General features: G+C 57.2%; 21 protein-coding genes and 2 tRNA genes. 14 read left to right on the forward strand and 9 right to left on the reverse strand.

Annotated features, from left to right (window positions below; translation table 11 throughout):
• Positions 1-14: 14 nt before the first annotated feature.
• Positions 15-3548 carry a transcription-repair coupling factor gene (gene mfd, locus MDHKLMBL_RS02255; RefSeq protein WP_008175076.1) on the reverse strand — a complete coding sequence of 1178 codons (3534 nt, stop codon included), beginning with the start codon at positions 3546-3548 and terminating at the stop codon, positions 15-17.
• A 235-nt stretch (positions 3549-3783) separates the two neighbouring features.
• On the opposite strand from mfd, the gene MDHKLMBL_RS02260 reads away from it, so the two are divergent.
• The 10 genes from MDHKLMBL_RS02260 (at position 3784) to sthA (ending at position 14173) form a co-directional block, all read left to right on the forward strand.
• Complete coding sequence (locus MDHKLMBL_RS02260) at positions 3784-5238, forward strand: glyceraldehyde-3-phosphate dehydrogenase (protein ID WP_425269223.1); 1455 nt, start codon at positions 3784-3786, stop codon at positions 5236-5238.
• Between the two features lie 269 nt (positions 5239-5507).
• Positions 5508-6854 carry a Na(+)-translocating NADH-quinone reductase subunit A gene (locus MDHKLMBL_RS02265; protein WP_008175071.1) on the forward strand — a complete coding sequence of 449 codons (1347 nt, stop codon included), beginning with the start codon at positions 5508-5510 and terminating at the stop codon, positions 6852-6854.
• A 4-nt stretch (positions 6855-6858) separates the two neighbouring features.
• A complete protein-coding gene (locus tag MDHKLMBL_RS02270; protein WP_008175069.1) occupies positions 6859-8067 on the forward strand; it encodes an NADH:ubiquinone reductase (Na(+)-transporting) subunit B in 1209 nt (402 codons plus the stop codon).
• Positions 8060-8863 carry a Na(+)-translocating NADH-quinone reductase subunit C gene (locus MDHKLMBL_RS02275; RefSeq protein WP_053112423.1) on the forward strand — a complete coding sequence of 268 codons (804 nt, stop codon included), beginning with the start codon at positions 8060-8062 and terminating at the stop codon, positions 8861-8863. Before MDHKLMBL_RS02270 ends, MDHKLMBL_RS02275 begins: the two co-directional genes overlap by 8 nt.
• A gap of 2 nt (positions 8864-8865) precedes the next feature.
• Positions 8866-9531, forward strand: coding sequence for an NADH:ubiquinone reductase (Na(+)-transporting) subunit D (locus tag MDHKLMBL_RS02280; protein WP_008175066.1), 666 nt, complete (start codon positions 8866-8868; stop codon positions 9529-9531).
• Complete coding sequence (gene nqrE / locus MDHKLMBL_RS02285) at positions 9531-10139, forward strand: NADH:ubiquinone reductase (Na(+)-transporting) subunit E (protein WP_008175064.1); 609 nt, start codon at positions 9531-9533, stop codon at positions 10137-10139. Before MDHKLMBL_RS02280 ends, nqrE begins: the two co-directional genes overlap by 1 nt.
• A gap of 37 nt (positions 10140-10176) precedes the next feature.
• Positions 10177-11403, forward strand: coding sequence for an NADH:ubiquinone reductase (Na(+)-transporting) subunit F (gene nqrF / locus MDHKLMBL_RS02290; RefSeq protein WP_008175061.1), 1227 nt, complete (start codon positions 10177-10179; stop codon positions 11401-11403).
• 9 nt (positions 11404-11412) lie between these two features.
• Positions 11413-12462 carry an FAD:protein FMN transferase gene (locus MDHKLMBL_RS02295; RefSeq protein ID WP_053112421.1) on the forward strand — a complete coding sequence of 350 codons (1050 nt, stop codon included), beginning with the start codon at positions 11413-11415 and terminating at the stop codon, positions 12460-12462.
• Between the two features lie 12 nt (positions 12463-12474).
• The gene (gene nqrM, locus MDHKLMBL_RS02300) at positions 12475-12723 is read left to right on the forward strand and encodes a (Na+)-NQR maturation NqrM (protein ID WP_008175057.1); all 249 of its coding nucleotides are present in this window, start codon (positions 12475-12477) and stop codon (positions 12721-12723) included.
• Positions 12724-12781: 58 nt separating this feature from the next.
• Positions 12782-14173: a Si-specific NAD(P)(+) transhydrogenase gene (gene sthA, locus MDHKLMBL_RS02305; protein ID WP_008175054.1), complete on the forward strand. Its 1392-nt coding sequence runs from the start codon at positions 12782-12784 to the stop codon at positions 14171-14173.
• Positions 14174-14244: 71 nt separating this feature from the next.
• Here sthA and MDHKLMBL_RS02310 read toward each other — a convergent pair whose 3' ends face one another.
• The 6 genes from MDHKLMBL_RS02310 to MDHKLMBL_RS02335 all read right to left on the reverse strand — a co-directional run bounded on the left by MDHKLMBL_RS02310 (position 14245) and on the right by MDHKLMBL_RS02335 (position 19348).
• Complete coding sequence (locus tag MDHKLMBL_RS02310; RefSeq protein ID WP_008175052.1) at positions 14245-15039, reverse strand: glycerophosphodiester phosphodiesterase; 795 nt, start codon at positions 15037-15039, stop codon at positions 14245-14247.
• Complete coding sequence (locus tag MDHKLMBL_RS02315; RefSeq protein ID WP_053112419.1) at positions 15036-16163, reverse strand: 3-deoxy-7-phosphoheptulonate synthase; 1128 nt, start codon at positions 16161-16163, stop codon at positions 15036-15038. Before MDHKLMBL_RS02315 ends, MDHKLMBL_RS02310 begins: the two co-directional genes overlap by 4 nt.
• 11 nt (positions 16164-16174) lie before the next feature.
• On the reverse strand, positions 16175-16624 hold the full coding sequence (locus MDHKLMBL_RS02320; RefSeq protein WP_014577563.1) for a tellurite resistance TerB family protein: 450 nt from the start codon (positions 16622-16624) through the stop codon (positions 16175-16177).
• Between the two features lie 42 nt (positions 16625-16666).
• Positions 16667-17632, reverse strand: coding sequence for a transaldolase (gene tal, locus MDHKLMBL_RS02325; RefSeq protein WP_008175047.1), 966 nt, complete (start codon positions 17630-17632; stop codon positions 16667-16669).
• A gap of 127 nt (positions 17633-17759) precedes the next feature.
• A complete protein-coding gene (gene dusA, locus MDHKLMBL_RS02330) occupies positions 17760-18794 on the reverse strand; it encodes a tRNA dihydrouridine(20/20a) synthase DusA (protein ID WP_008175046.1) in 1035 nt (344 codons plus the stop codon).
• Positions 18795-18916: 122 nt separating this feature from the next.
• On the reverse strand, positions 18917-19348 hold the full coding sequence (locus tag MDHKLMBL_RS02335) for a BLUF domain-containing protein (protein ID WP_008175045.1): 432 nt from the start codon (positions 19346-19348) through the stop codon (positions 18917-18919).
• A gap of 110 nt (positions 19349-19458) precedes the next feature.
• Here MDHKLMBL_RS02335 and MDHKLMBL_RS02340 point away from each other — a divergent pair, with 110 nt between their 5' ends.
• The gene (locus MDHKLMBL_RS02340) at positions 19459-20373 is read left to right on the forward strand and encodes an AEC family transporter (RefSeq protein WP_104270028.1); all 915 of its coding nucleotides are present in this window, start codon (positions 19459-19461) and stop codon (positions 20371-20373) included.
• Here the strand turns inward: MDHKLMBL_RS02340 and MDHKLMBL_RS02345 are convergent.
• The gene (locus tag MDHKLMBL_RS02345; protein ID WP_104270029.1) at positions 20350-21348 is read right to left on the reverse strand and encodes a zinc ABC transporter substrate-binding protein; all 999 of its coding nucleotides are present in this window, start codon (positions 21346-21348) and stop codon (positions 20350-20352) included. The two genes, MDHKLMBL_RS02340 and MDHKLMBL_RS02345, sit on opposite strands and share 24 nt — an antisense overlap.
• A gap of 187 nt (positions 21349-21535) precedes the next feature.
• On the opposite strand from MDHKLMBL_RS02345, the gene gltX reads away from it, so the two are divergent.
• The 3 genes from gltX (at position 21536) to MDHKLMBL_RS02360 (ending at position 23292) form a co-directional block, all read left to right on the forward strand.
• Positions 21536-23020, forward strand: coding sequence for a glutamate--tRNA ligase (gene gltX, locus MDHKLMBL_RS02350; RefSeq protein ID WP_008175038.1), 1485 nt, complete (start codon positions 21536-21538; stop codon positions 23018-23020).
• 113 nt (positions 23021-23133) lie between these two features.
• Positions 23134-23209: transfer RNA gene (locus tag MDHKLMBL_RS02355), tRNA-Ala, on the forward strand.
• Positions 23210-23216: 7 nt separating this feature from the next.
• Positions 23217-23292: transfer RNA gene (locus MDHKLMBL_RS02360), tRNA-Glu, on the forward strand.
• Between the two features lie 129 nt (positions 23293-23421).
• Here MDHKLMBL_RS02360 and MDHKLMBL_RS02365 read toward each other — a convergent pair.
• Complete coding sequence (locus MDHKLMBL_RS02365) at positions 23422-24273, reverse strand: 6-carboxytetrahydropterin synthase (protein ID WP_104270030.1); 852 nt, start codon at positions 24271-24273, stop codon at positions 23422-23424.
• Positions 24274-24341 lie beyond the last annotated feature (68 nt).

Genomic DNA, 24341 nt, shown 5'->3' on the forward strand with positions numbered 1-24341 from the left:
TGTTGGTCGGCCGTTCATGAGCCGGACGCGTCATTTTTTGCTGGCTCCAGCTCGCCAAGCATCCGGGAAATGCCGTCGAGTTTACCACCGGTTGTGGCATCCTTCAGCCGAAAACGGAAGCTGTTGGCGCCTTCGAGCCGGTACTGGTCAGGTGCGGATTGCACTTTTTTAACCAGAACCAGCGGATCCACCGGTGTCGAGCTGCCAAACTCGATCCGCGCCCACTCCTTGCCGGCATCGACTTTCACGATGCCCAGGGCTTCTGCACGCAATCGAAGCTCGGTCTGGCGGATCAGGTTTTTGGCCGGATCCGGTAATAATCCGAACCGATCGATCATTTCAACCTGAAGTTCTTTTAATGCTTCCGGGCTGTCCACGCTGGCAATCCGTTTGTAGAGCATCAGGCGGTTATGGACATCCGGCAGATAATCCTCGGGGATCAGAGCCGGGATTCTCAGGTTCATTTCGGTGCCGTGGCTAAGTGGCAGGTCGGCATTCGGGGTTCGGCCCTCGCGAATGGCCTTGACGGCCTCGTCCAGCAGCTGCATGTAAAGGGTGAAGCCGATGCTTTCGATCTGCCCGCTCTGTTCTTCCCCCAATAACTCCCCGGCACCGCGGATTTCCAGGTCGTGAGTGGCCAGCATGAAGCCGGCACCCAGGTCCTGCGCCTCCGAAATCGCATCCAGACGCTTTTTGGCGTCCGCCGTGATGGATTTCGGCGGTGGCGTGAGCAGGTAGGCATAGGCCTGGTGGTGCGAACGGCCGACCCGGCCCCGAAGCTGATGCAGTTGCGCCAGGCCGAACTTGTCTGCCCGCTCGATAATAATGGTGTTGGCGCTGGGAACGTCGATGCCGGTCTCAATGATGGTTGTGCACACCAGCACGTTGAAGCGTTTGTGGTAGAAGTCGGACATGATCTTTTCCAGATCACGCTCTCTCATCTGCCCGTGGGCGACGCCCACCCGCGCTTCCGGAATCAGCGAACGTAGATCCTCTGCCGTCTTCTCGATGGTGGCCACGTCGTTGTGGAGGAAGTAGACCTGACCGCCCCGGAGAATCTCCCGCAGTATGGCTTCCTTGACCATGGCGTTGTCTTTCTGGCGCACAAAAGTTTTCACCGAGAGCCGCCGGGCCGGAGGAGTGGCGATAATCGAGAGATCCCGCAGATGCCCCATGGCCATGTTCAGCGTCCGCGGAATCGGGGTGGCGGTCAGGTTGAGCATGTCCACTTCGGCCCGCAGTGCTTTCAGTCTTTCCTTCTGCTGAACGCCAAAGCGATGCTCTTCGTCGATGATAACCAGGCCAAGATTCTTGAATTTGATGTCGCCCTGTAGCAGTTTGTGGGTGCCGATGACGATGTCGGCCCGGCCGTTCTCCACCGCCTCCAACGCCTTGCTGGTCTGGCCAGCCGTGCGGAACCGGCTGAGCAGCTCGACCTGCACAGGGGTATCCGAGAAACGGTCCCGGAAGGATTCATAATGCTGCTGGGCGAGCAGGGTAGTGGGGACCAGAACCGCCACCTGCTTGCCCGACCAAGTAGCCAGGAACGCCGCGCGCATGGCAACCTCGGTTTTCCCGAAACCGACATCGCCACACACCAGGCGATCCATGGGCTGCTCGCTGGTCATGTCCTCGAACACCGACTGGATAGCAACCTGCTGGTCTGGTGTCTCCTCGAACGGAAAGCCGGCAGCAAAGGCACGATAGGCTTCCTTGGGATCCTCGAAGCTGAAGCCTTTGCGCGCCTCCCGGCGGGCGTACACATCCAGCAGCTCGGCGGCAGTGTCCCGGATCTTCTCAAGGGCTTTCTGTTTCGCTGTGCTCCAGCGGTCCGTCCCGAGTTTGTGCAGCGGCGCGTGTTCGGTGTCATTGCCGGCATAGCGGGAAATCAGGTGCAGGCTGGAGACCGGAACATACAGCTTTGAGCCCCCGGCGTACTCAAGCATCAGGAATTCGCTCGCTTCGCCCTCTACGGTGATGGTCTCCAGGCCCAGGTAACGGCCAACACCGTGGTCGATATGAACCACCGGCGCACCAATCCGCAATTCGGACAGATCCCGGAAGCCGGCATCGTCCGTTTCCGTAGGCTTCTCGCGGCGCCGCCGCTGTAGTACCCGCTCGCCGAACAGGGCGGTCTCGGTGATCAGGGCAACGGAATGCTCGGGCAGAACCAGGCCTTGCTCCATCGGGGCAATGGTGATGGCGACCGAGCTTTCCTTATCGTCGAGAAAAGCCTGCCAGCCGGACAGGGTTTTCAATTCAACACCCTGTTCGCCAAGATTCTCCATCAGCGCCTCGCGCCGACCGGACGATTCGGCGCATATCAGCACGTGGCCGTCGAACTCTCCCAGAAACCGCTTGAGGCGACCGGCAGGGTCTGCGGCCCGACCGTCCATGGCGATATCCGGCAAGGTTGTCGTGGGGCAGTTAACTGATCCCGCGGCATCCTTTGTCTCCGCGGAGACGGTTACCCTCGGGAAGGCCTTCAGTTGTCCGAACAGCTCTTCCTGCTGCAGGAAGAGAAGCTTGGGCGGCAGAATCGGCCGCAGGCGATCGTGACGACGATCTTCGTACCGGTTGCGGGTTTCACTGTCAAAGTGGCTGACCGCATCGTTCAGTCCGTCCGCAGTAAAAACGTGAGTGGCGCCTGGCAGATAGTCAAACAGGGTTGCCGTCTCGTCGAAGAACAGCGGCAGGTAGTACTCAATGCCCGGCGGGGTAATGCCGTGAGTCACGTCCTGGTAGATGGGGGTGTCTTTGTCGGCATCCGGGAACTGCTCGAACCAGCGGCTGCGGAATCCGGAGCGCGCCTCTTTGTGCCAGGGGAATTCAAAGGCGGGCAGCAGTTCGATGCGTTCGATCCGGTCGATTGAGCGCTGAGTCTCGGGGTCGAAAGTCCGGAGCGTTTCGATCTCATCATCGAATAGGTCAATCCGATAGGGCTGGCTGGCGCCCATGGGGAAAATGTCCAGTATGGCGCCCCGGACCGCGTATTCGCCGTGCTCGTAGACGTTCTCGGCATGCCGGTAGCCTGCCGCCTCAAGCTGCATTCGCCAGCTCTTGATATCCAGGGACTGTCCCACTTCCAGAAGCAGGGTGTTGCCCTGGAGGTAATTTACTGGCGGCAGCCTGTGCATCAGCGTGCGTGCAGGAACCACGAGAACCCCATGGCTGGTTGCGGGCAGGCGGTGCAGGGTCCGGATTCGCCGGGAAATAATGTCCTGGTGGGGCGAAAACAGATCGTAGGGCAGGGTTTCCCAGTCGGGCAGCGACAGCAGTTCCAGCCCGTCGTCGCTGACCGCCGGGCCGTCTTCTTCCGGGGGTAGCCCCAGGAAGAAGCGCATGGCCTGCTCAAGCCGGATGGCATCGGCGGTGCTGCGGGTAATGACCAGGGTCAGACCCTTGTGCGCGCGCGCACTTTCGCAGATGGCCAGCGCCTCACTGCTGCCGTGCAGTTGACCCCATGTTCGGTGATCGGCCGGCCGAGACGGAAATTCGGGGGCAATCAGGGGGAGGGGTGACGGGCGTGTGCTGGCACCTTGGCTCATGGGCGGTCAGGTTCTCCTGCTGTGGATGTCCGGGAGCGGTGAGGCGCGTATTCTAACGCTCGCGCCCCTCACTGTCATGGCGCCGGCGCCATGGTCGGCGTTTGCGTTATTAGCCGGCGCGACCTATACGAAGGTCATGGCCCGCCGTATTTGCGGTCGACCGGATTAAATTGGATAATGTGCGCCCCAATTTCCAAGTGCCAATTGCAGAGGTCCAAGCGTGAGTCACGAACAGATCAATCAGCACCTGTCCAACTGGACAGAAAGAGAATCCACCGCGGAAGCCATGATTCCGCTGATCGGCCGCCTCTACCGCAAAAACAATGTGGTTACTTCTGTATACGGCCGCGCCATCATCAACCAGTCGGTTATCGATATCATCCGTGCCCACCGATTTGTGCGCCAGGTTGAAGACAGCGAGCTTTCTGTTCACGACACCCTGCCGATCCTCCAGGCCATGGACAAACTTGAACTCGGTCGTGCCCACGTGGATATCGGCAAGCTGGCGGTCAAGTTCAAAGAGGAAGGCGGCGACCTGACCGAATTCCTGAAGCGTGAAATCGGCCCGGTTGTGGGGCAGTACGCTGCCCAGTCCGAGGAAGATGCCAACAATGACACCAAAGACGTCGTTCTGTACGGTTTTGGCCGGATTGGTCGTCTGCTGGCTCGTATCCTGATCGAGAAGGCCGGGGGTGGCAACAACCTGCGTCTGCGTGCGATTGTGGTTCGCCAGGGCGGTGCGGAAAATGATCTCGAGAAGCGCGCCAGTCTGCTTCGCCGTGATTCCGTGCACGGTCCGTTCGATGGCACCATTACCGTTGATGAGAAGGAATCCGCCCTGATTGCCAACGGCAACTATATCAAGGTTATCTACTCTGATGGGCCGGACAAGGTGGATTACACGGATTACGGCATCAACAACGCCATCGTGATCGACAACACCGGTAAGTGGCGTGATGAAGCCGGTCTTGGCCTGCACCTGAAATCAAAAGGCGTCACCCGCGTTATCCTGACGGCGCCGGGTAAGGGCGATATCAAGAACATCGTTTATGGTATCAACAACGACTGGATTACTGACGAAGACAGGATCCTGTCAGCCGCCTCCTGTACCACCAATGCCATCACACCGGTATTGAAGGCGATTGAAGACGAATACGGCATCGAAGATGGTCACGTGGAGACGGTGCACTCCTACACCAACGACCAGAACCTGATCGATAACTACCACAAGGGCAGCCGCCGCGGGCGCAGCGCCGCCCTGAACATGGTAATTACCGAGACGGGGGCCGCCAAGGCTGTCTCCAAGGCGCTGCCGGTTCTGAAGGGCAAGCTGACCGGTAATGCGATCCGGGTGCCAACGCCGAACGTGTCCATGGCGATCCTGAATCTCAACCTCAAGAAAGACGTTGATGTGGAAGGTGTTAACGAATACCTGCGGGATATGGCGCTGCACTCGGAGCTGCAGAAGCAGATCGACTTCGTGAACTCTCCGGAAGTGGTTTCCACCGACTTTGTCGGTTCCCGCCATGCCGGCATCGTTGATGCCCAGGCAACCATCACCAGTGGCAAGCGTCTGATCCTGTATGTTTGGTACGACAACGAGTTCGGCTACAGCGCGCAGGTGATTCGTGTGGTCAACCAGATGGCCGGCGTAAATTACCCGATCTTCCCCAAACGTGCGAGAGACTGAGCGAATCGCGCCGATCTGGTGAAGTAATGGTGTTCAGAACCCCGATAGCGATTGCTGTCGGGGTTTTTTGTTTTTACGGTCAGCTAAACGACTGGTTTGGCTGTCGACGCACAACCGGTTCCGGTTTCTGGTGGAAATAGGATTCCTTAATCTCTATAATTGGCGCGATTTTGGGTACGTCTGGCACTCCGTTTCTCATGGTTTTTCTGGGCCGCAGGTGTCGGGCGTTACGAATCCATTGAAAAGTTTCTGATGATTGGATGAGGCTAATGATCAAGATCAAAAAAGGCCTGGATCTTCCCATCAGCGGCGCTCCCGAACAGACCATTACAGACGGCAAACCCGTTCGCCACGTTGCGTTGATCGGTTTTGACTATATCGGCATGAAGCCGACGATGGCTGTGAAAGAGGGGGACCGTGTCAAGCGCGGTACGCTGCTGTTCACGGACAAGAAGACCGAGGGCGTTCGTTATACTTCACCCGCCGCGGGCGTTGTGAAAGAGATCAACCGTGGTGAGCGTCGGGTATTCCAGTCGATCGTTATCGAAGTCGATGGCGATGAGGCTGAGACCTTTGCGCGCTACAGCGAAGCGGATCTTGCCGGCCTGGAACGCCAGCAGGTAGTCGATAATCTGGTGGAATCCGGGCTCTGGACTGCGTTCAAGACGCGTCCGTACAGCAAGGTTCCGGAGATTGATTCCGCTCCCCACTCAATTTTCGTGTCGGTCATGGATACCAACCCGCTGGCAGCGGACCCGACGGTCATCATTGGCGAAAACAGCCAGGCGTTCGAGAAAGGCCTTGAGATCCTTACCAAACTGACCACCGGCAAGGTGTTTGTCACTGGCAAGCCAGGATCCAACGTCGCTGTTCCCAGGTCCGACGCCGTTGAGGTGCACCAGTTCGATGGCAAGCATCCGGCCGGCAACGTGGGAACCCATATCCATCACCTGGATCCGGTTTCTGGCAGCAAGACGGTCTGGAGTATCAATTATCAGGACGTTATCGACATTGCCAAGCTGTTTGAATCCGGTGAAGTCCCTGTTGAGCGTGTCGTGGCGATCGGTGGCCCCAAGGCCCTGAAACCCCGTCTCGTGCGTACTCGTCTGGGTGCCAGTCTTGAGGAGCTTCTCGACGGTGAAGTTGCCACAGATTGCGAGATCCGGGCGATTTCCGGCTCCGTGTTCGGCGGTCGCCGTGGCGATGGTCCCTGCGCCTATCTTGGCCGGTTTGCCAATCAGGTGTCCGTGCTTGAGGAAGGTAACAAGCGCGAGTTCATGGGCTGGCTGTCGCCGGGTGCGAACAAGTTCTCCGTCATGAATATTTACCTGTCCAAGCTGGTCGGTGGCAAACGGTTCGATATGACCACCACCACCAATGGCAGCGAGCGGGCGATGGTGCCGGTGGGTGTTTACGAAAAGATCATGCCGCTGGACATTCTGCCCACGCAGTTGCTGCGTTCCCTGATTGTCGGCGACACAGAGATGGCACAGAAGCTTGGCGCACTGGAGTTGGATGAAGAAGATCTGGCGCTGTGCACCTTTGTGTGCCCCGGCAAATATGAATATGGTCCGATTCTCCGCGAGAACCTGACCCGAATCGAGATCGAGGGCTAATACGATGGCTATCAGACAGTTTCTCGATGGAATCGAGCATCACTTTGAAAAGGGTGGCAAGTACGAGCGCTGGTATGCGCTTTACGAGGCGGTGGATACTATTTTCTACTCGCCGGCGAGTGTCACCTCCACCACCGCCCATGTGCGTGACGGGATTGACCTCAAGCGCATCATGATCACGGTTTGGTTGTGCACCTTCCCGGCAATGTTCTTCGGAATGTGGAACATCGGCTACCAGGCCAACAGTTTCCTGGCGTCCAACCCGGATGCCATGATTGCTGACGGCGGCCTGCGGACTGCCTTTATCCAGGCACTTGCCATCACCGGTTCCGGTGCGGGCGTATGGGACAACTTCGTTTACGGCATGGCGTACTTCGTGCCCATTTACTTCGTGACCTTCGTGGTCGGTGGTTTCTGGGAAGTGCTGTTTGCCACCGTGCGCCGTCACGAAGTGAACGAGGGTTTCTTTGTCACATCGGTCCTGTTTGCACTGATCTGCCCGCCCACCATTCCTCTCTGGCAGGTGGCCCTGGGCATCACCTTCGGCGTCGTGATCGGCAAGGAAGTGTTCGGCGGTACCGGCAAGAACTTCCTGAACCCGGCCCTGACCGGTCGTGCCTTCCTGTACTTCGCCTATCCGGCGCAGATTTCCGGCGACACCGTCTGGACTGCGGTTGACGGCTTCAGTGGCGCCACGGCGCTGAGCTGGGCCGCCAGTGGTGGTCTGGAAGCTCTGGAAGCTCAAATTGGCTGGATGAGCGCCTTCATGGGCACCATTCAGGGCTCGATGGGTGAGACCTCGACACTGGCCATTCTGATTGGTGGCCTGATCCTGTTGGGGATGAAGATTGCCTCCTATCGCATCGTCGGAGGTGTGTTGATCGGTATGATCGGCATGTCGCTGCTGCTAAACATCATAGGTTCCGAGACCAATCCGATGTTCGCGGTTCCGGCGCATTGGCATCTGGTCATGGGCGGGTTTGCCTTTGGCATGATGTTCATGGCGACGGATCCGGTGTCCGCCGCGATGACTGACACGGGTCGCTGGTGTTTCGGTATTCTGGTAGGCGTGATGACTGTGCTGATCCGCGTGATCAATCCGGCGTTCCCGGAAGGCATCATGCTTGCCATCCTGTTCGCAAACCTGTTCGCGCCATTGATGGACCATTACGTGGTTCAGGCCAACATCAAACGGAGGCTTGCTCGTGGCTAAAGCTAAAGAAACCGTCTCCCGCACGCTGATCGTTGCGCTGGTGCTGAGTATCGTGTTCTCTGTCGTGGTATCCACCGCGGCGGTCATGCTCAGACCTGCCCAGGTCAAGAATCAGCATCTTGATATGACAACGAACATTCTCTCTGCCGCAGGTATGCTGGATCAAGGCGATACTGCAGAGCAGATTTTGCAGAAATTCGAGAGTTTCGATGTTCGCCTGGTGGATTTGGATACTGGTAAATTTGTAAAGCCTTCCGCCGTTGGTGTTGCTGAGCCCATGAAATATGATATGTACAAGGCTGCCTCGGACCCTCAGTTGTCTACGGATATTCCTTCCTCGGAAGACAAGGCTGGCATCAAGCGCCGGCCGAATGTTGCCAGGGTGTATACGCTGAGCGAGAACGGAGAGCTAGTGCGTGTGGTACTGCCAATTCATGGTTATGGCCTCTGGTCTACATTGTATGGCTTCATTTCGCTGGAAGGTGATTTGAACACCATTGAAGGGCTTGGCTTTTACTCCCACGCCGAAACTCCGGGCCTCGGTGGGGAGGTAGACAATCCACGCTGGAAGTCGCAGTGGGTGGGGAAGAAAGTTTATGATGGTGATCGCACTGAACCGCAGATCAAACTGGTTAAAGGTGGCGTAAACGTTGATGCAAAAAAAAGGCAGCATAAAGTGGATGCTCTGTCCGGGGCAACGTTGACCAGTCGCGGCGTTGAGCAACTGGTTAACTACTGGATGGGCGACCGCGGATACGCGCCGTTCCTGCAAAAACTTCGTGAAGGGGAGGTCTGATCATGGCAGATGCATCAGCCAAACAGGTTCTCTTCGAACCGATCTTCAGCAATAACCCGATTGCCCTGCAGATCCTGGGCATCTGTTCAGCGCTGGCGGTTACCACCAGCATGAACGTTACACTTGTTATGTGCGCGGCGGTTATTGCCGTTACCGCATTTTCCAACCTGGCCGTGTCCCTGGTACGCACCCAGATTCCGGGCAGTATCCGGATCATCGTGCAGATGACCATTATCGCCTCCCTGGTAATCGTGGTTGACCAGGTGCTCAAGGCCTATGCCTACGAGATTTCCAAGCAGCTCTCAGTGTTCGTTGGTCTGATTATCACCAACTGCATCGTTATGGGCCGCGCGGAAGGCTTTGCCATGAAGAACGGCCCCTGGCTGAGCTTCCTGGACGGCGTTGGTAACGGTCTGGGCTACTCGGTACTCCTGATCTTCGTTGCCTTCTTCCGTGAATTGCTGGGCGCCGGCTCACTGTTCGGTGTCTCCCTGATGCCGGTGGTGAACGAAGGTGGCTGGTACATTCCTAACGGCTTGTTGCTGCTGCCGCCGAGTGCGTTCTTTATTATCGGCCTGGCGATCTGGGGTCTGCGGACCTGGAAGCCGGAGCAGGTTGAAGAGCCGGACTATAAAATGTCTCGCCATGTCGCCAAGGAGGCCTTCTGATGGAGCATTATATCAGCTTGATTCTGAAGGCTGTTTTTGTTGAAAACATGGCGCTGGCGTTCTTCCTGGGGATGTGTACCTTCCTGGCCATCTCCAAGAAGATCGAGGCCGCAACCGGTCTTGGCATTGCCGTGGTGGTCGTGCTGACGGTCACCGTTCCGGTGAACAACCTTCTGTACAACAGCGTTCTGCGCGAAGGCGCCCTGGATTGGGCTGGCCTGCCGAACGTAGACCTGAGCTTTCTCGGATTGCTGACGTATATCGGGGTAATCGCGGCGATTGTTCAGATCATGGAAATGGTACTGGACAAGTATATCCCGGCGCTCTATGCCGCTCTGGGTGTGTTCCTGCCACTGATTACAGTGAACTGCGCCATTCTGGGTGCCTCGCTGTTCATGGTGGAGCGTGACTACACCTTCGGCGAGAGTGTGGTGTATGGCTTCGGCGCCGGCCTTGGCTGGGCCCTGGCGATCATTGCCCTGGCGGGTATCCGCGAGAAGCTGAAGTACAGTGACGTTCCGGAAGGCCTGCGCGGCCTGGGTATCACCTTCATTACTGTTGGTCTGATGTCCCTGGGCTTCATGTCCTTCTCCGGCATCTCACTGTAACTCACCCGGTGATTCGGTTTAACGAAAAGGCGAGACCATGAATACAGAAATTATTCTCGGCGTGGTCATGTTCACCGTTATCGTTCTGGCCCTGGTCGCAGTGATTCTTGCGGCCCGGTCCAGGCTGGTAAGCACCGGTGATGTGACCATTGAGATCAACGACGATCCCGAACACACGCTGAAGACCGAAGCCGGCGGCAAGCTGCTCGGTACTCTGGCTAACAGTGGTATTTTTCTGTCCTCTGCTTGTGGTGGCGGCGGTACCTGCGCCCAGTGCAAGTGCAAGGTTCTGGAGGGCGGCGGTGCCATGCTGCCGACGGAAAAGACCCACTTCACCAATCGTGAAGAGAAAGAGGGCTGGCGCCTGTCCTGCCAGGTTCCTGTAAAACAGGACATGAAGGTGGAAGTGCCGGAAGAGTTCTTTGGCGTCAAGAAGTGGGAATGCGAGGTTGTCTCCAACCACAACGTCGCCACCTTCATCAAAGAGCTGGTGCTCAAGCTGCCGGAAGGCGAGGAAGTTGACTTCCGGGCCGGCGGTTACGTTCAGCTCGAGTGTCCTCCCTACGAGATCGACTTCAAGGATTTCGATATCGAGGAAGAGTTCCACGAAGACTGGGACAAGCACAACATCTGGCGCTACAAGGCGGTCAACAAGGAAGAGACCATCCGGGCCTATTCCATGGCAAACTATCCGGAAGAGAAGGGTGTTCTCAAGTTCAACATCCGTATCGCCACGCCGCCTCCGGGCACTGACCACAATCCGGGCATCATGTCGAGCTACGTGTTCAACCTGAAGCCGGGCGACAAGGTCACCGTTATGGGGCCGTTCGGTGAGTTCTTCGCCAAGAAGACCGATGCCGAAATGGTATTCATTGGTGGCGGTGCCGGTATGGCGCCTATGCGTTCCCACATCTTCGATCAGCTCAAGCGTCTGAACTCCAAGCGCAAGATCAGCTTCTGGTATGGCGCACGAAGTGTTCGCGAGATGTTCTATGTGGAAGATTTCGACGGGCTTCAGGAAGAAAACGACAACTTCGAGTGGCATGTCGCACTTTCCGATGCGTTGCCCGAGGACAATTGGCAGGGCCCGACCGGGTTTATTCATAACGTGTTGTATGAAAACTATCTGAAGGACCACCCGGCTCCGGAAGACTGTGAATACTACATGTGTGGGCCCCCCATCATGAACGCCTCCTGCATCAAGATGCTGAAAGATCTGGGTGTTGAGGATGAAAACATCATGCTGGATGACTTTGGAGGCTAAGCAGTTCTGATGACATTCAGCATGGTACGACCCGCCAGGGTGGCCCTGGCCAGCGCTTTTACAGCGCTGGCCTTTGCCGTTCTGGCGGGTTGTTCGTTTGAGCCAGAGGAAAAAATCTGGGAAATCTCCGGACCTGTCTTCGGCACCAGCTACCACATCAATGTCGTATTGACCGAGGATCAGGAGAGGCTTGAAACTCTGGCCAGCGGTATCGATGAGGTGCTCGAAGGGGTTGATGCGTCAATGTCGACCTGGCGCGAGGATTCGGAGCTGTCCCGTTTCAATCAACGATCCGATCAATCCGAGTGGGTTCCGGTGTCAGCGGACTTGCTCCGTGTTCTTCAGAAGGCTGAAGAGATCTCAACGATGACCGCTGGTGCCTTTGATGTGACCATCGGCCCGGTGGTAAATCTTTGGGGGTTCGGCCCCGAGGCGCGCCCGGAGCAGATTCCGTCAGAAGAATCTCTCTCCAGGGCTCTTGCCGCCACTGGCTTCGAGAAGCTCGAGCTGCGGGTCGATCCGCCCGCCGTGCGTGCGACACCACCGCAATATGTGGATCTGTCGGCTATCGCCAAGGGATACGGTGTAGATGCGGTTGCCCGTTTTCTTGAGAGCGAAGGCGTGGAGGCGTACCTGGTGGAGATTGGCGGAGAGGTTAGCGTCAATGGCCGTAAACCTGATGGCAGCACCTGGCGACTGGCCATAGAACAGCCGATGGCGGAAGGGCGCGCGGTAAACCGCGTGGTGGCGCTGGAATCACGTGCTATGGCAACATCAGGTGATTATCGTAATTATTACGAATCGGAAGGGCGTCGGTATTCCCATACAATAGATCCTGAAACGGGTGAGCCAATTGCTCACAAGCTGGCATCAGTAACCGTTATCGCGGACGATTGTATGACGGCAGATGCTCTGGCAACCGGTTTTAATGTGATGGGCTACGAGCGGGCAAATGAGCTCGCGGTAAGGGAAAATATCCCGGCCTATTTTATTGTCAGGACGGATGAAGGCTTCGAGACGCACCAGACGCCGGCCTTTTCGTCCTACGTGACTCAATGAGGGGAGGGCAACATGGGTACCTTTCTTTTGGTTCTTTTCATCGTGGTTTTGCTGGTTGCAGCCATGTCTATTGGCGTGATCCTCGGGCGCAAGCCCATCAGCGGAACCTGCGGCGGTATTGGCGCGCTTGGTATCAGCCAGTCCTGTGATATCTGCGGTGGTAATACCCAGAAGTGCGAAGAAGAAAACGAACGGTTGGCCAACGAGGGTAAAGAGCCCGAGGCTCTGGCTTACGACGCCAGCAAGGCCAGCAAGCACTGATCTGTTTTTGACAATTACAACCATCTTTTCACGACGTAGATAAGGAGTCACTGCGCGCATGGCAGAACATCATTACGACGTCGTCGTTATCGGCGCCGGTCCGTCCGGCGAAGGCGCGGCGATGAATGCGACGAAACACGGCAAACGTGTCGCGATCATCGAAGACAAGCCTACCGTTGGCGGGAACTGCACCCACTGGGGCACCATTCCTTCCAAGGCGCTGCGCCACTCCGTCAAACAGATCATTACGTTCAACACCAACCAGATGTTCCGGGATATCGGGGAGCCTCGCTGGTTCTCTTTCCCGCGAGTGCTTCAGAATGCCCAGAAGGTCATCGGCAAGCAGGTCAAGCTCCGGACGCAGTTCTACTCTCGCAATCGCGTGGATTTGATAAACGGCCGGGCCTTTTTTGTCGACCAGAACCGCATAGAAGTCCGGGGTAGCAAGTCCTCCGAGACGCTGCACTTCAAGCAGGCGATCATCGCCACCGGTTCCAGGCCCTACCTGCCACCCGATGTGGACTTCCGTCATCACCGTATCTATAACTCCGACACCATTCTGAACCTGTCTCACACGCCTCGCACACTGATTATTTATGGCGCTGGCGTCATAGGGTCAGAGTACGCCTCGATCTTTGCGGGCCTGGGTGTAAAAGTCGACCTGATCAACCCGGGTAGCCGGCTGTTGTCCTTCCTGGATGACGAGATCTCCGACGCCCTGAGTTACCACCTGCGGAATAATGGCGTTCTGGTTCGCCACAACGAGCAGTACGAGTCGGTTGTGGGCGACGACCACGGTGTGGTGTTGTCGCTTCAATCGGGCAAGAAAATCCGTGCGGATGCATTCCTGTGGTGCAATGGTCGCAGCGGGAACACCGAGAAGCTGGGCCTCGAAAATATCGGTCTGGAACCCAATGGCCGTGGGCAACTGGCCGTTGACGAGCACTATCGCACCGAAGTGGACAACATCTACGCGGCGGGCGACGTGATCGGCTGGCCAAGTCTGGCAAGCGCCGCTTATGACCAGGGCCGCTCTGCATCCTCGGATATTGTGGATGACGCATACTTCCGCTTTGTGTCGGATGTGCCGACCGGGATCTACACCATTCCGGAAATCAGTTCCGTTGGTAAAACCGAGCGCGAACTGACGGAAGCCAAGGTGCCCTACGAGGTTGGACAGGCGTTCTTCAAGGATCTTGCCCGTGCCCAGATTACCGGAGAAGCGGTAGGAATGCTGAAAATTCTGTTTCACCGGGAAACCCGTCAGATTCTGGGTATCCACTGTTTCGGTGACCAGGCGGCGGAAATCGTCCACATCGGCCAGGCGATCATGAATCAGGAAGGAGAGGCCAACTCCCTGAACTACTTCATCAATACCACGTTCAACTATCCGACCATGGCGGAAGCCTACCGTGTCGCGGCGTTGAACGGTCTGAACCGGATCTTTTAACGGGGCAGGCCACACCAGGGGTCAGAAGAAAGCCTACGACTGACCCCGGCTTAACCTTCCATATCCCGAATTCAGCCCGCTGACAGGGCCTCTTTACTGGCCGACACCCCGGCGTGACTCTGTGGCAATGACAGGGCTGACCTGGCCCTGTTGTCGAAGAATATGCGGGTGCTGGTGGGATAGTCAGTGATGATGCTGTCCACGCCCATTTCTTCCAGTTGCAACATGTCGTGAATCCGGTTCACCGTCCAGGTGGACACGTGCATGCCCTTTCGATGGGCTTTTTCAACCAGCGCTTTCGAGCAAAGCTTCCAGTTGATGCAGAGATACTCACAGCCGAGTTGGCCCGCAATGCTCAAGGGGCGCGGGAATTTGCGCTCTGCGACCAGGCCGATGCGGATGTTCTTGTTCCGCCGCCGGATCTGTTTCAGAAACCAGGTGTCGGAAGAGGTTATGGCCACCGTCTGATACAGATTGCGTCGCTGTATAACCTCTGTCAGGCGATTGCTGAGAATGTTCAGGCGCTGACGCGTGTCTTTTTTGACTTCCAGTTGCAGGTGTTCGAGGTCGTCGAACCGGTCCAGAAGGTCTTCCAGCGCGGGAATTCCCGTGGGTGTGGGCCAGGAGCTGGTGTTTCTTCGCGCATCCATGGCAGCCAGTTCGGCGGCCGTGTACTGACTGATACTGCCTTTCTGGCTGGTCGTGCGGTCAACCGAAAGATCGTGCACCAATACCGGCTTGCCGTCCTTTGACAATACGAGATCCAGTTCAAAATGCCGGATACCGTGCCGGTAAGCATGCGTAAATCCCGGAAGGGTGTTTTCGGGAGCTTCTCCCTTGGCGCCTCTGTGTCCGTAGACAATCATTCCGCTGCATCATCCTTCAGGCGTTGGTAAATGGCCTGGCGCTTCTTCCAGGTGTCGTGGCAAAGGCGTATGTCTTCGAGGTACGCCGGCAGCTCGTTCATCAGCAGGGCCTGGGGGCCGTCCACCAGGGCTCTTTCCGGCTTGGGGTGGAAATCCACGAGCACCATGTTGGCACCGGCGACGACGCCCTGGGCGGTCGCGTGCATGACATCAAGGATGCCGTCCGGAGACTGCTCGCGGCTGCCCACCGAATGGGAAGGATCCACACAGACTGGCATACGGGTAAGGCGCTTGACCGCCGGCACATGGGCGAAATCCACCATGTTCCGATGGGGCTGGCCGGCTTCGGTTTTCATGCCCCTCAGGCAGAAGATGACATTAGCGTTGCCTTCGCTGGCCAGATACTCGGCAGCGTTGAGGGATTCATTCAGGGTAATCCCGAACCCGCGTTTGAGCAGTACCGGATAGGTACTCTGGCGGCCAATGGCCTTGAGCAGCTCGAAGTTCTGGGTATTGCGGGTGCCCACCTGCAGCATTACACCGGTGGGACGGCCAAGCTTTTCGAGGCAGTTGTCGATTTCCTCAATGTGGCTCTCATGAGTGATCTCCATGGCGATAACCTTGATGCCGTGTTTCCCCGCCTTTTCAAACACCCAGGGGAGGCAGCCCTTGCCGTGGCCCTGGAATGAATAAGGGTTGGTGCGCGGCTTGTAGGCGCCCATTCGTGTGCAGACTTCCCCATGGCCTTCCAGGGCCTTCATCATCATGTCGACGTGTTCGGGCACATCAACCGCGCACAGCCCGGCAAAGATGTTCAGGTTGGATTGACTGAACTCGACACCGTTGTAGGTGAAGCCGCTTTGCCGTCGATCGTCCCGGTGGCGCCCAAGAATACGGTAGTCGTCCGAAATGCGTATGGCCCGTTCGACCGCAGGTAGGGCTTCGATCTCTTCCTTGTTCAGGGGCTTGGTGTCCCCGAGAAGATAGATTTCGGTCAGCCTCTGGGTGGCGCCCTGAACCTCATGAACCCGAACCGACACGTTCGGGAGATTCTCGAGGTAGTGCATGGTCTGTCGGTATTCTTCGCTGTCCAGAGCGGTATTCGGATGAAGAATCGCTAGCATGCTGTCTCCTTTTAAGAACCTGCGTCTTGCGCCCGGTGCCGCGCCTGCATGAACTCCCGATGATTAAGATGCAGCAGGTCTGCCATGCGGCGAATAAGGTGTTCTTCGTACTTGTCGATGCGGCCATCCGCAAAGGCCACGCGCCAGATACTTTCCAGCAGGGCCTGTTTTCCTTCCTGGTCCAGGTACTCGTTGATCTGGCCGGTAAATTCATAGAGCGACGTGGCATCGTCTGCGTGGCTAAGGGCGTCTTCCAGAATTTCCTCGGCTTCGGCCCGGGTTACCTGATGTGCTTTTACTGCGCCATCAACAATCGCCTGCAGTTCGCGCTCGTCTTCATCCTGGTCGACACGGGAAAGCTGAACCATCAATGCCGTGGCAGCCACTGCGAGCTGATGGTTATCGGGCTTCTCGCGTTCAGCTTCCGGTGCCGCAAACAATTTTTTCAGGCGCTCGATCATGATCGGACAGTCCCACTTCTGTGTTTGGTTTGAGGCGCCGCGTCAGGCCGCCCTGGCCAGCTGCCGGACCCGGTTCTCCAGTTCAATCTGGTCGGCTGTGAACCGGCGGATACCATCGGCCAGCTTCTCGGTAGCCATAGCGTCCTCGTTGGATTCCCAGCGGAACAGTTTCTCGTCGATGGTGCCAAACTGATCCGGTGAGCTGGCGGTGTCGGCGACCAGTCGACGCGGCAGATCGCCCAGGTCGTCCTGCAACTCCTGCAGCAGGGTAGGGCTTATGGTCAGGCGGTCACAGCCAGCCAGCATTTCAATTTCGCCGGTGTTCCGGAAACTGGCGCCCATCACCACCGTTTTAAAGCCGTTGGCCTTGTAGTAATTGTAGATACGGGATACCGAAAGCACCCCCGGATCCTCTGCAGCCGGGTAGCTGTCCCGGCCAGTGCTGGCCAGGTGCCAGTCCAGAATTCGACCAACAAAGGGCGAGATCAGGAATGCACCGGCCTGGGCACAGGCGGCGGCCTGAATGAAAGAAAACAGCAACGTCAGGTTGCAGTGAATGCCTTCTTTCTCCAGTTGCTCGGCCGCCCGGATGCCTTCCCAGGTAGAAGCAATCTTGATCAGTACGCGACTGGTGTCGACGCCCTGCTTGTCGTACAGCTCAACCAGGCGGCGGGCGCGCTCAAGCGTACCGGCGGTATCAAAGGACAAACGGGCATCCACCTCCGTCGAAACCACACCGGGAATCAGGTTCAGGATTTCTCGGCCGGCGAGTACGGCCAGCATATCAGTGGCCATGGTCAGCTGCTCGGCGTCTGAGCCGCCATGCCGCCGGGCTTCTGCCACAGCCTTGTCCAGCATCGGCCGGTAAGCGTCAGAAGCGGCAGCTTTGAGTAGCAGGGATGGATTAGTGGTGGCATCTTCCGGCCGCCACTTCGCAATGGCTTCGATATCGCCGGTATCCGCTACCACCGTGGTCATGGTCTTCAGTTGGTCGAGCTTGCTGGTCATTCGTCCTGTCGTCCCGGTTGATCTGTTATTGGTGCGCCCGAATCCCGGGCGCTGGCTATATGCCTACAATAACGGGCCGCTCTGACAGGAACAAGACAACAAAAGGTATGGTGGCAATTGCCTGCGATTAAGCTTCGGCAATCTCCGGCGCCGCCGGTTCACGAACCTTTTCCAGAGCGGTTTCGATCACTTCCAGGCCAGCACCGGATTTATGGGCGTTCTCGCTGATATAGCGACGGAACTGCCGACCGCCAGGTTGGCCGTGGAACAGGCCGAGAAGGTGCCTGGACATGTGAGTCAGGAATACGCCGCGCTCAAGTTCGCTCCCTATGAACGGAAGCATGGCCCGAAGTGCCTGATGCCGGGTTTCTACCGGCGCTGCCTCCCCGAAGAACTCCGGATCGACGCCTGCCAGCAGCCAGGGATTGTGGTACGCCTCCCGACCCAGCATCACGCCGTCGGTATGCCGGAGATGCTCGTGGCACTCATCGAAGGTCTTGATGCCGCCGTTGATGATGATTTCCAGGTGCGGGTATTTCGCTTTCAGCCGGTAGACCCAGTCGTATTTAAGCGGAGGGACTTCCCGGTTTTCCTTGGGGCTCAGGCCTTCAAGAATCGCGATCCGGGCGTGTACGATAAAGGTCCGGCAGCCAGCTTCCGACACTTTTTCCACGAATTCGCAGAGATCGTCCCAGGACTCCCGCCCATCAATACCGATTCGATGCTTCACGGTGACTGGCAGCTCGGTTGCTTCAATCATGGCGCGCACGCCCTCTGCCACCTTGTCCGGATGGCCCATCAGGCAGGCACCGATCATGTTGTTCTGAACACGATCGCTGGGGCAACCGACGTTCAGGTTAACCTCATCGAAGCCGTATTGCTGTGCCAGCCTGGCACAGTGGGCAAGTTCGCCGGCATCGCTGCCACCCAGCTGAAGGGCCAGTGGGTACTCGGCCTCATCGTGGCGCAGAAAGCGCGCGGTGTCGCCATGAATCAGTGCGCCGGTGGTGACCATCTCGGTGTAGAGCAGGGTATGCCGGCTAAGCTGGCGCGCCAGATAACGGTAGTGACTGGTGGTCCAGTCCATCATCGGGGCCACGCAGAAGCGGCGGGAGGGGCCGGAGTTGTGCAGCAGGGTGTCCTCAGATGGTATTCCAGACATTGCGATACCTGTTGTCGACGAAAAACGGGTGACGAAAAGAACTACGTTGAAACCAAGAGTCGTAGTTTAACAGGCATTGGTTTCCGATTTCCGTAAGGCTTTGGCGAAATCCATAACAGGCTTCAGGCTGCTCGTTTCAAATAGTTGCGGAGAAAATTGAAGTAGATTAGAGCGTCTCGAGTGGAGAACAGCTGGGGCTTGAATCCACCATAGAGTTTGTTGATGTAATTGCCCGGAACCTCGGGAAGCTTCGCCAGAGCCATTGCCCAATCGTCAAACTGGCGATGATCGATTTGCTCGTACTGAATCAGGCGAACATCCTGGTGGCGAGGATCGGCAGTGATGCCAAGGTAAAGTCTGTTGACAGCCTCTTCCTCACCTTCCAAAACCTGCATGAAATTGAACTGATCATAAGCCAGCAGGCCGGTGATGCCGTCCCGCTCGTTTCTTTTGATGGATTCCGCGAGGATGTCGTCTAAATCGGATTCCTGCAGATGCGAAGAAACGCTGCTGAAATAGATAAGCCTGCAAAGTCTGGGCTTCGATGCGTCGATAGCAAAAAACCTCCCTGAAGGAGAAGCACTCCTTCTGCTATGATCTCATGCTTGTTTAACTGTACTCCCATAAAACCCAAGTAAACAACCTTGCCCTGGAGTTTGAACGTATGCCCCTGATGGTGCAGGCTCTGCTGCCGGTATTTATCCTGATCATGCTTGGGCATGTGTTCCGCCGCATTGACTTTCCGGGCGGCGATTTCTGGCCCCAGGCGGAGCGGTTTACCTACTACGTGCTGTTTCCGGCCATGTTGGTCTTCAAGCTGGGGCAGGCCAGGCTGCCGGCTTCCGCTTATGGCGACATTGCATTGCTCATTGGCGCCATGCTGATCGCGATGACGCTGATCCTGGCGATTGCCCAATGGTTCTGGCGCTGGTCCGGCCCGGTTTTTTCTTCGGTTTACCAGGGGGCTATCCGGTTCAATTCCTACGTGGGCCTGGCGGCTGGCGGCATGCTGCTCGGCGATCAGGGCCTTTCCCTCACGGCGATTGCGGTTGCCATCATGGTGCCGTTGCTGAATCTGCTGTGCATACTGATGTTTTCACTGGTGGCCACGGAAGGGCCGGTGAGGCTGGTGCCAGTATTCAAGGCGATTGTGACCAATCCTCTTATAGTGGGCTCGGTGATTGGCGTGGTCTGGAGTTTCTTCGAAATCGGATTTCATCCGCTGATCGGCGGCATTCTCGAGCCGCTAAGCAATCTGGCGTTGCCGATGGGTTTGATGACGGTTGGCGCCGGGCTTCAGCTCAAGGCCCTCAGAGGCGCTTCACTGCCGTTTATTGTTTCATCGGCGCTGAAGTTGGTCGGATTTCCGCTGATGACTGCGGGGCTGGCCTTGTTGCTGGGTCTTGAGGGAATGATGGTTCAGGTGGCCGTGCTGTTGTCGGCGCTTCCCACGGCCACCTCTGCCTACATTCTGGCTCGACAGCTTGGTGGCGATGCCCCCCTGGTGGCGGGCATCATCAGTGGTCAGACCTTGCTGGCCATCGTCACCATACCGTTAATGCTCAGTATTCTCTGGTAGGCACTTGAGCACCGCGTCGACAATGCTGTGCTGGAAGTTGTTGTAACCTTCTGGCGTTGCCGCGATGTCAGTGGCCAGAGGGTCCCAGGTGCTGAAGGTCACGTCCAGGCTCTCGGTGATCGAGCGCCACCACTGCCGGTTGAACTGCGGTTCGGTCAGGAGGCAGGGATGGTTTGCGTTGCGCAGTTTTTCCTGCACTTCCGCGATATGCCGGGCCCCTGGCGACAGCTCCGGGTTCAGCGTCAGAACGCCCTCGAGTTTCAGTTCATAGTGTTCGGCAAATCGGGTAAAGGCGTCGTGATAGGCAAACAGGCTGATTTCGTGCGCCGGTGCAAGGCGGTCCCGGATATTGGCATCGGTTTCTCGAACGCTGGCTTTGAACTGCTCGAAATTCTCGTTTAACGCGCCAGCGTCAACACCTTTCAGTCCTGAGAGAGCATCCCGGATCGTCCCGGCCATTTCGATGGCCAGTTCGGGATCCAGCCAGATGTGCGGGTCTTCGCCGTCTCCGTGATCATGGCCGTGTCCGTGCCCCTCGTTGTGGTGTTCTTCCTCCTTGGCCTCCTCTTCGTGGGCATGGCCATGGTGATCGTCCGCGTGGTCGTCGTGCGCGTGTTCATCGTGGTTAACTTCCCCGGGTTCGTGCTCGGCATCCATGAGCGCGACCGTTCGACCGCTGAATTCCTGCCCTGCCAGAAGGCGATTAAGGAAGGTTTCCATGTCGGGCCCGACCCAGAAAATCACGTCGGCGTTTTCCAGGGCCCGGCGCTGGGATGGCTTCATGGTGTAATTGTGGGGGCTGGAGCCGGGCGGGACGAGACTCGTTGTCTGCATGTCTTCCGTGGCGATCGCACTGACGATCAGCTCAACCGGTTTGATGGAAGTAACAATGCGGGTCTCGGCCTGCAGGGCACTGTGAAACAAAAGGGTGCCGGCTCCGAGTGCAATAGAAAGTGCTTTTCCGGTAACGCGCATGATAAAAGAGATCCTGCGATGCTGATGTGTAATGTTATAATATAACAAACTCGGCCGGGGCCGGCAAAAGAAACTTCTTACTTAGTATTTCTGGTGTGCTCGTTAACTTCCTGATCATGCGAAACCTGCCGTTGGCCGGTATAATGCCCGCTTTATCAAACGGCCACCGATTTTTCAGGAAGGTTTCATGACTGTACGTACCCGAATTGCTCCGTCACCCACGGGAGACCCTCACGTTGGTACCGCCTACGTGGCCCTGTTCAACCTGTGCTTTGCCCGTCAGCACGGCGGCCAGTTTATCCTGCGTATCGAAGACACCGACCAGGCCCGCAGTACCGCAGAATCCGAGCAGGACATTCTCAAGGCGCTGCGCTGGCTCGGTCTGAACTGGGACGAAGGCCCCGACGTGGGTGGTCCTCACGGCCCCTATCGCCAGTCCGAGCGCAAGCACTCGTACCGGCAGTATGCCGAGGATCTGGTGACGGCCGGCCACGCATTTTATTGCTTCCGCACACCGGATGAGCTGGAAGCCATTCGGGAAGAACGCAAGGCCCAGGGCCTGAACCCGGGTATCAAGGGCGATCTGGAGCTGCCCGAGGACGAAGTGAAGCGCCGCCTCGATGCAGGTGAACCATACGTGATTCGTATGAAAGTGCCCGATGAGGGCGTCTGCGAGATCGACGACATGCTTCGGGGCACCATTGAGATCGACTGGGCTCAGGTGGACTGCCAGATTCTGCTCAAGTCCGATGGCATGCCCACTTATCACCTGGCGAATGTGGTTGATGATCACCTTATGGAAATCACCCACGTTCTGCGTGGTGAGGAGTGGATCAACTCGGCGCCCAAGCACAAGCTGCTGTATCAGTATTTTGGCTGGGATATGCCGGTGCTGTGTCACCTTCCGCTGCTGCGCAACCCGGACAAGAGCAAACTGTCCAAGCGCAAGAACCCGACCAGCATCAATTTCTATGAGCGCATGGGCTTTCTGCCGGAGGCCGTCACCAACTATCTGGGGCGCATGGGCTGGTCCATGCCGGACGAGCGGGAAAAGTTCACCCTGGATGAGATGATCGAGAACTTCGACATCCAGCGAGTTTCCCTTGGTGGTCCGGTGTTTGACGTGGAGAAGCTCCGATGGCTGAACGGCCAGTGGCTGCGCGAAGAGCTGACTGAAGAGCAGTTCATGGAGCGCATGCGCCAGTGGTGGTTCAATGAGGATGCCCTGCGTGCTCTGGTGCCCCACATCAAGGGCAGGGCAGAGGTGTTTTCGGATGTGGCGCCCATGGCCCAGTTCATGTTCTCCGGCATGCTCAACCTGAGGCCGGAAGACTTTGCCCACAACAAGCTGGAGGAAGCCCAGATCAAGCGGGTTCTTCAGTTCACGCTCTGGAAGCTTGAAGCGCAGCGACACTGGAGCAAGGAGACCATCTTCGCGGATATCAAGGCGTTGGCCAAAGCCATGGACCTGAAGATGGGTGACTTCATGTTCTCCATTTTTGTGGCGGTTGCTGGCACCCCGAATTCCTGGTCTGTCATGGATTCCATGGCGCTGCTGGGCCCGGACATGACCCGTTCAAGGCTTCGGCATGCCCTGGAAGTGATGGGTGGATTCTCCAAGAAGGAAACCAAGAAGGTGGAAAAGGAATACGCGGCTCTGGGTATTCATTAACCGCTTTGGTGAATTAATAAACGGCTTGAACAGGGATGTTCAGAAAACTGAAAAAAAGTGTGTTTCAGAGGTTGACGCCCATAGGGCGGATCCTTAATATACGCAGCCGTTGAGGGGCCATAGCTCAGCTGGGAGAGCGCAACACTGGCAGTGTTGAGGTCGGCGGTTCGATCCCGCCTGGCTCCACCAATTTCTAGTCCCCTTCGTCTAGTGGCCTAGGACTCCGCCCTTTCACGGCGGCAACAGGGGTTCGAACCCCCTAGGGGACGCCAATACGGCTTGACGGTTTAGTCCACCGGGAAGCCATCAAAAAAACCGCCTTCTGGCGGTTTTTTTGTGTCTGAATGTCGGGTCAGACAACAATGGGGTCAAATGAAATTTCCATCTGACCCCGGATTTATTCAGCGCTCGGCAATGGCACCCTTCCCAACACCCTCATAAGCCTTCACCCGGATGGTGTCTGTCGCGAACTCCACCTTGAGCTTGTCGGCCATGTGGGCGGCAATCAGCTCCACCGTGGTGTCGGTATCCAGCATGTACACGCGATCCTCTGGCAGGGTCAGTGCAAACTCGCCCTGGTTGGCCTCGTATTCGAAGGTCACATAGCGAACGCCGTCTTCGCCAACATGGCGACGCACCACATCCTCCTCGGACCCCACGTAGATATCCCGCCAGAGCTTGGCCCAGCGGCGCTCCAGATCGTAATCGCGGTGGCCGTTCCGGTCGATACGAATCGGTGATCGATGGCCGTGGGCGATGCGCTGGCAGTTGCCCAGGTGTTTCTTAAGGCCGTGGACATAGTGGTAGTAAGCACCATCGATTTCCTCTTCCCGGAGATTGATCTCCACGGAAATCACGTTGGCCGGAAGCACGGCCTTTATTTCCTGTTCCAGCAAAGAGGCCACGGCCGAGGGCACAACCCGGTCGGCGGACAACCAGACAATGGCCTCGTCCGGTGAGCGGTGAATGATCTGGCTGCCGTCCGTGAGAGCCCAGGTAAAAGTGTCTGGCTGCTCCTCACTCCAGGACAGCCCCTGGTAGCCGCGGGGAATCACCAGACGATGGTCAACACTCTCATCGATCACCCGCTTGATGGTGCGTTTTACGTTACTGAAGTCGAACACCATGCCCTGTTCGTCCAGCTCCCCGCCAAGCACCACATCCGCAATCCAGCTTTCACCCACCAGCCCACGGGTCGGGTCCAGGTAGGCAAAATCGATAACGGTCAGGTTGTCTACAAACAGATGGTTCATCAAATTTCCAGGCGGGTGTGGTTGATTGATGGCCGAATTCTAGCAAAAATCACCGAATACAGCAGTCT

This window comes from Marinobacter flavimaris, from assembly GCF_002933295.1.
GTDB lineage: Bacteria > Pseudomonadota > Gammaproteobacteria > Pseudomonadales > Oleiphilaceae > Marinobacter > Marinobacter flavimaris.

Coding starts and splice junctions, on each gene's coding strand:
- dusA (WP_008175046.1), bottom strand. CDS start 18,794: ATGTCTGGAATACCATCTGAGGACACCCTGCTGCACAACTCCGGCCCC.
- MDHKLMBL_RS02340 (WP_104270028.1), top strand. CDS start 19,459: ATGCCCCTGATGGTGCAGGCTCTGCTGCCGGTATTTATCCTGATCATG.
- MDHKLMBL_RS02280 (WP_008175066.1), top strand. CDS start 8,866: ATGGCAGATGCATCAGCCAAACAGGTTCTCTTCGAACCGATCTTCAGC.
- MDHKLMBL_RS02295 (WP_053112421.1), top strand. CDS start 11,413: ATGACATTCAGCATGGTACGACCCGCCAGGGTGGCCCTGGCCAGCGCT.
- MDHKLMBL_RS02345 (WP_104270029.1), bottom strand. CDS start 21,348: ATGCGCGTTACCGGAAAAGCACTTTCTATTGCACTCGGAGCCGGCACC.
- sthA (WP_008175054.1), top strand. CDS start 12,782: ATGGCAGAACATCATTACGACGTCGTCGTTATCGGCGCCGGTCCGTCC.
- nqrE (WP_008175064.1), top strand. CDS start 9,531: ATGGAGCATTATATCAGCTTGATTCTGAAGGCTGTTTTTGTTGAAAAC.
- MDHKLMBL_RS02270 (WP_008175069.1), top strand. CDS start 6,859: ATGGCTATCAGACAGTTTCTCGATGGAATCGAGCATCACTTTGAAAAG.
- tal (WP_008175047.1), bottom strand. CDS start 17,632: ATGACCAGCAAGCTCGACCAACTGAAGACCATGACCACGGTGGTAGCG.
- MDHKLMBL_RS02365 (WP_104270030.1), bottom strand. CDS start 24,273: ATGAACCATCTGTTTGTAGACAACCTGACCGTTATCGATTTTGCCTAC.
- nqrM (WP_008175057.1), top strand. CDS start 12,475: ATGGGTACCTTTCTTTTGGTTCTTTTCATCGTGGTTTTGCTGGTTGCA.
- mfd (WP_008175076.1), bottom strand. CDS start 3,548: ATGAGCCAAGGTGCCAGCACACGCCCGTCACCCCTCCCCCTGATTGCC.
- MDHKLMBL_RS02320 (WP_014577563.1), bottom strand. CDS start 16,624: ATGATCGAGCGCCTGAAAAAATTGTTTGCGGCACCGGAAGCTGAACGC.
- gltX (WP_008175038.1), top strand. CDS start 21,536: ATGACTGTACGTACCCGAATTGCTCCGTCACCCACGGGAGACCCTCAC.
- MDHKLMBL_RS02310 (WP_008175052.1), bottom strand. CDS start 15,039: ATGATTGTCTACGGACACAGAGGCGCCAAGGGAGAAGCTCCCGAAAAC.
- MDHKLMBL_RS02315 (WP_053112419.1), bottom strand. CDS start 16,163: ATGCTAGCGATTCTTCATCCGAATACCGCTCTGGACAGCGAAGAATAC.
- nqrF (WP_008175061.1), top strand. CDS start 10,177: ATGAATACAGAAATTATTCTCGGCGTGGTCATGTTCACCGTTATCGTT.
- MDHKLMBL_RS02265 (WP_008175071.1), top strand. CDS start 5,508: ATGATCAAGATCAAAAAAGGCCTGGATCTTCCCATCAGCGGCGCTCCC.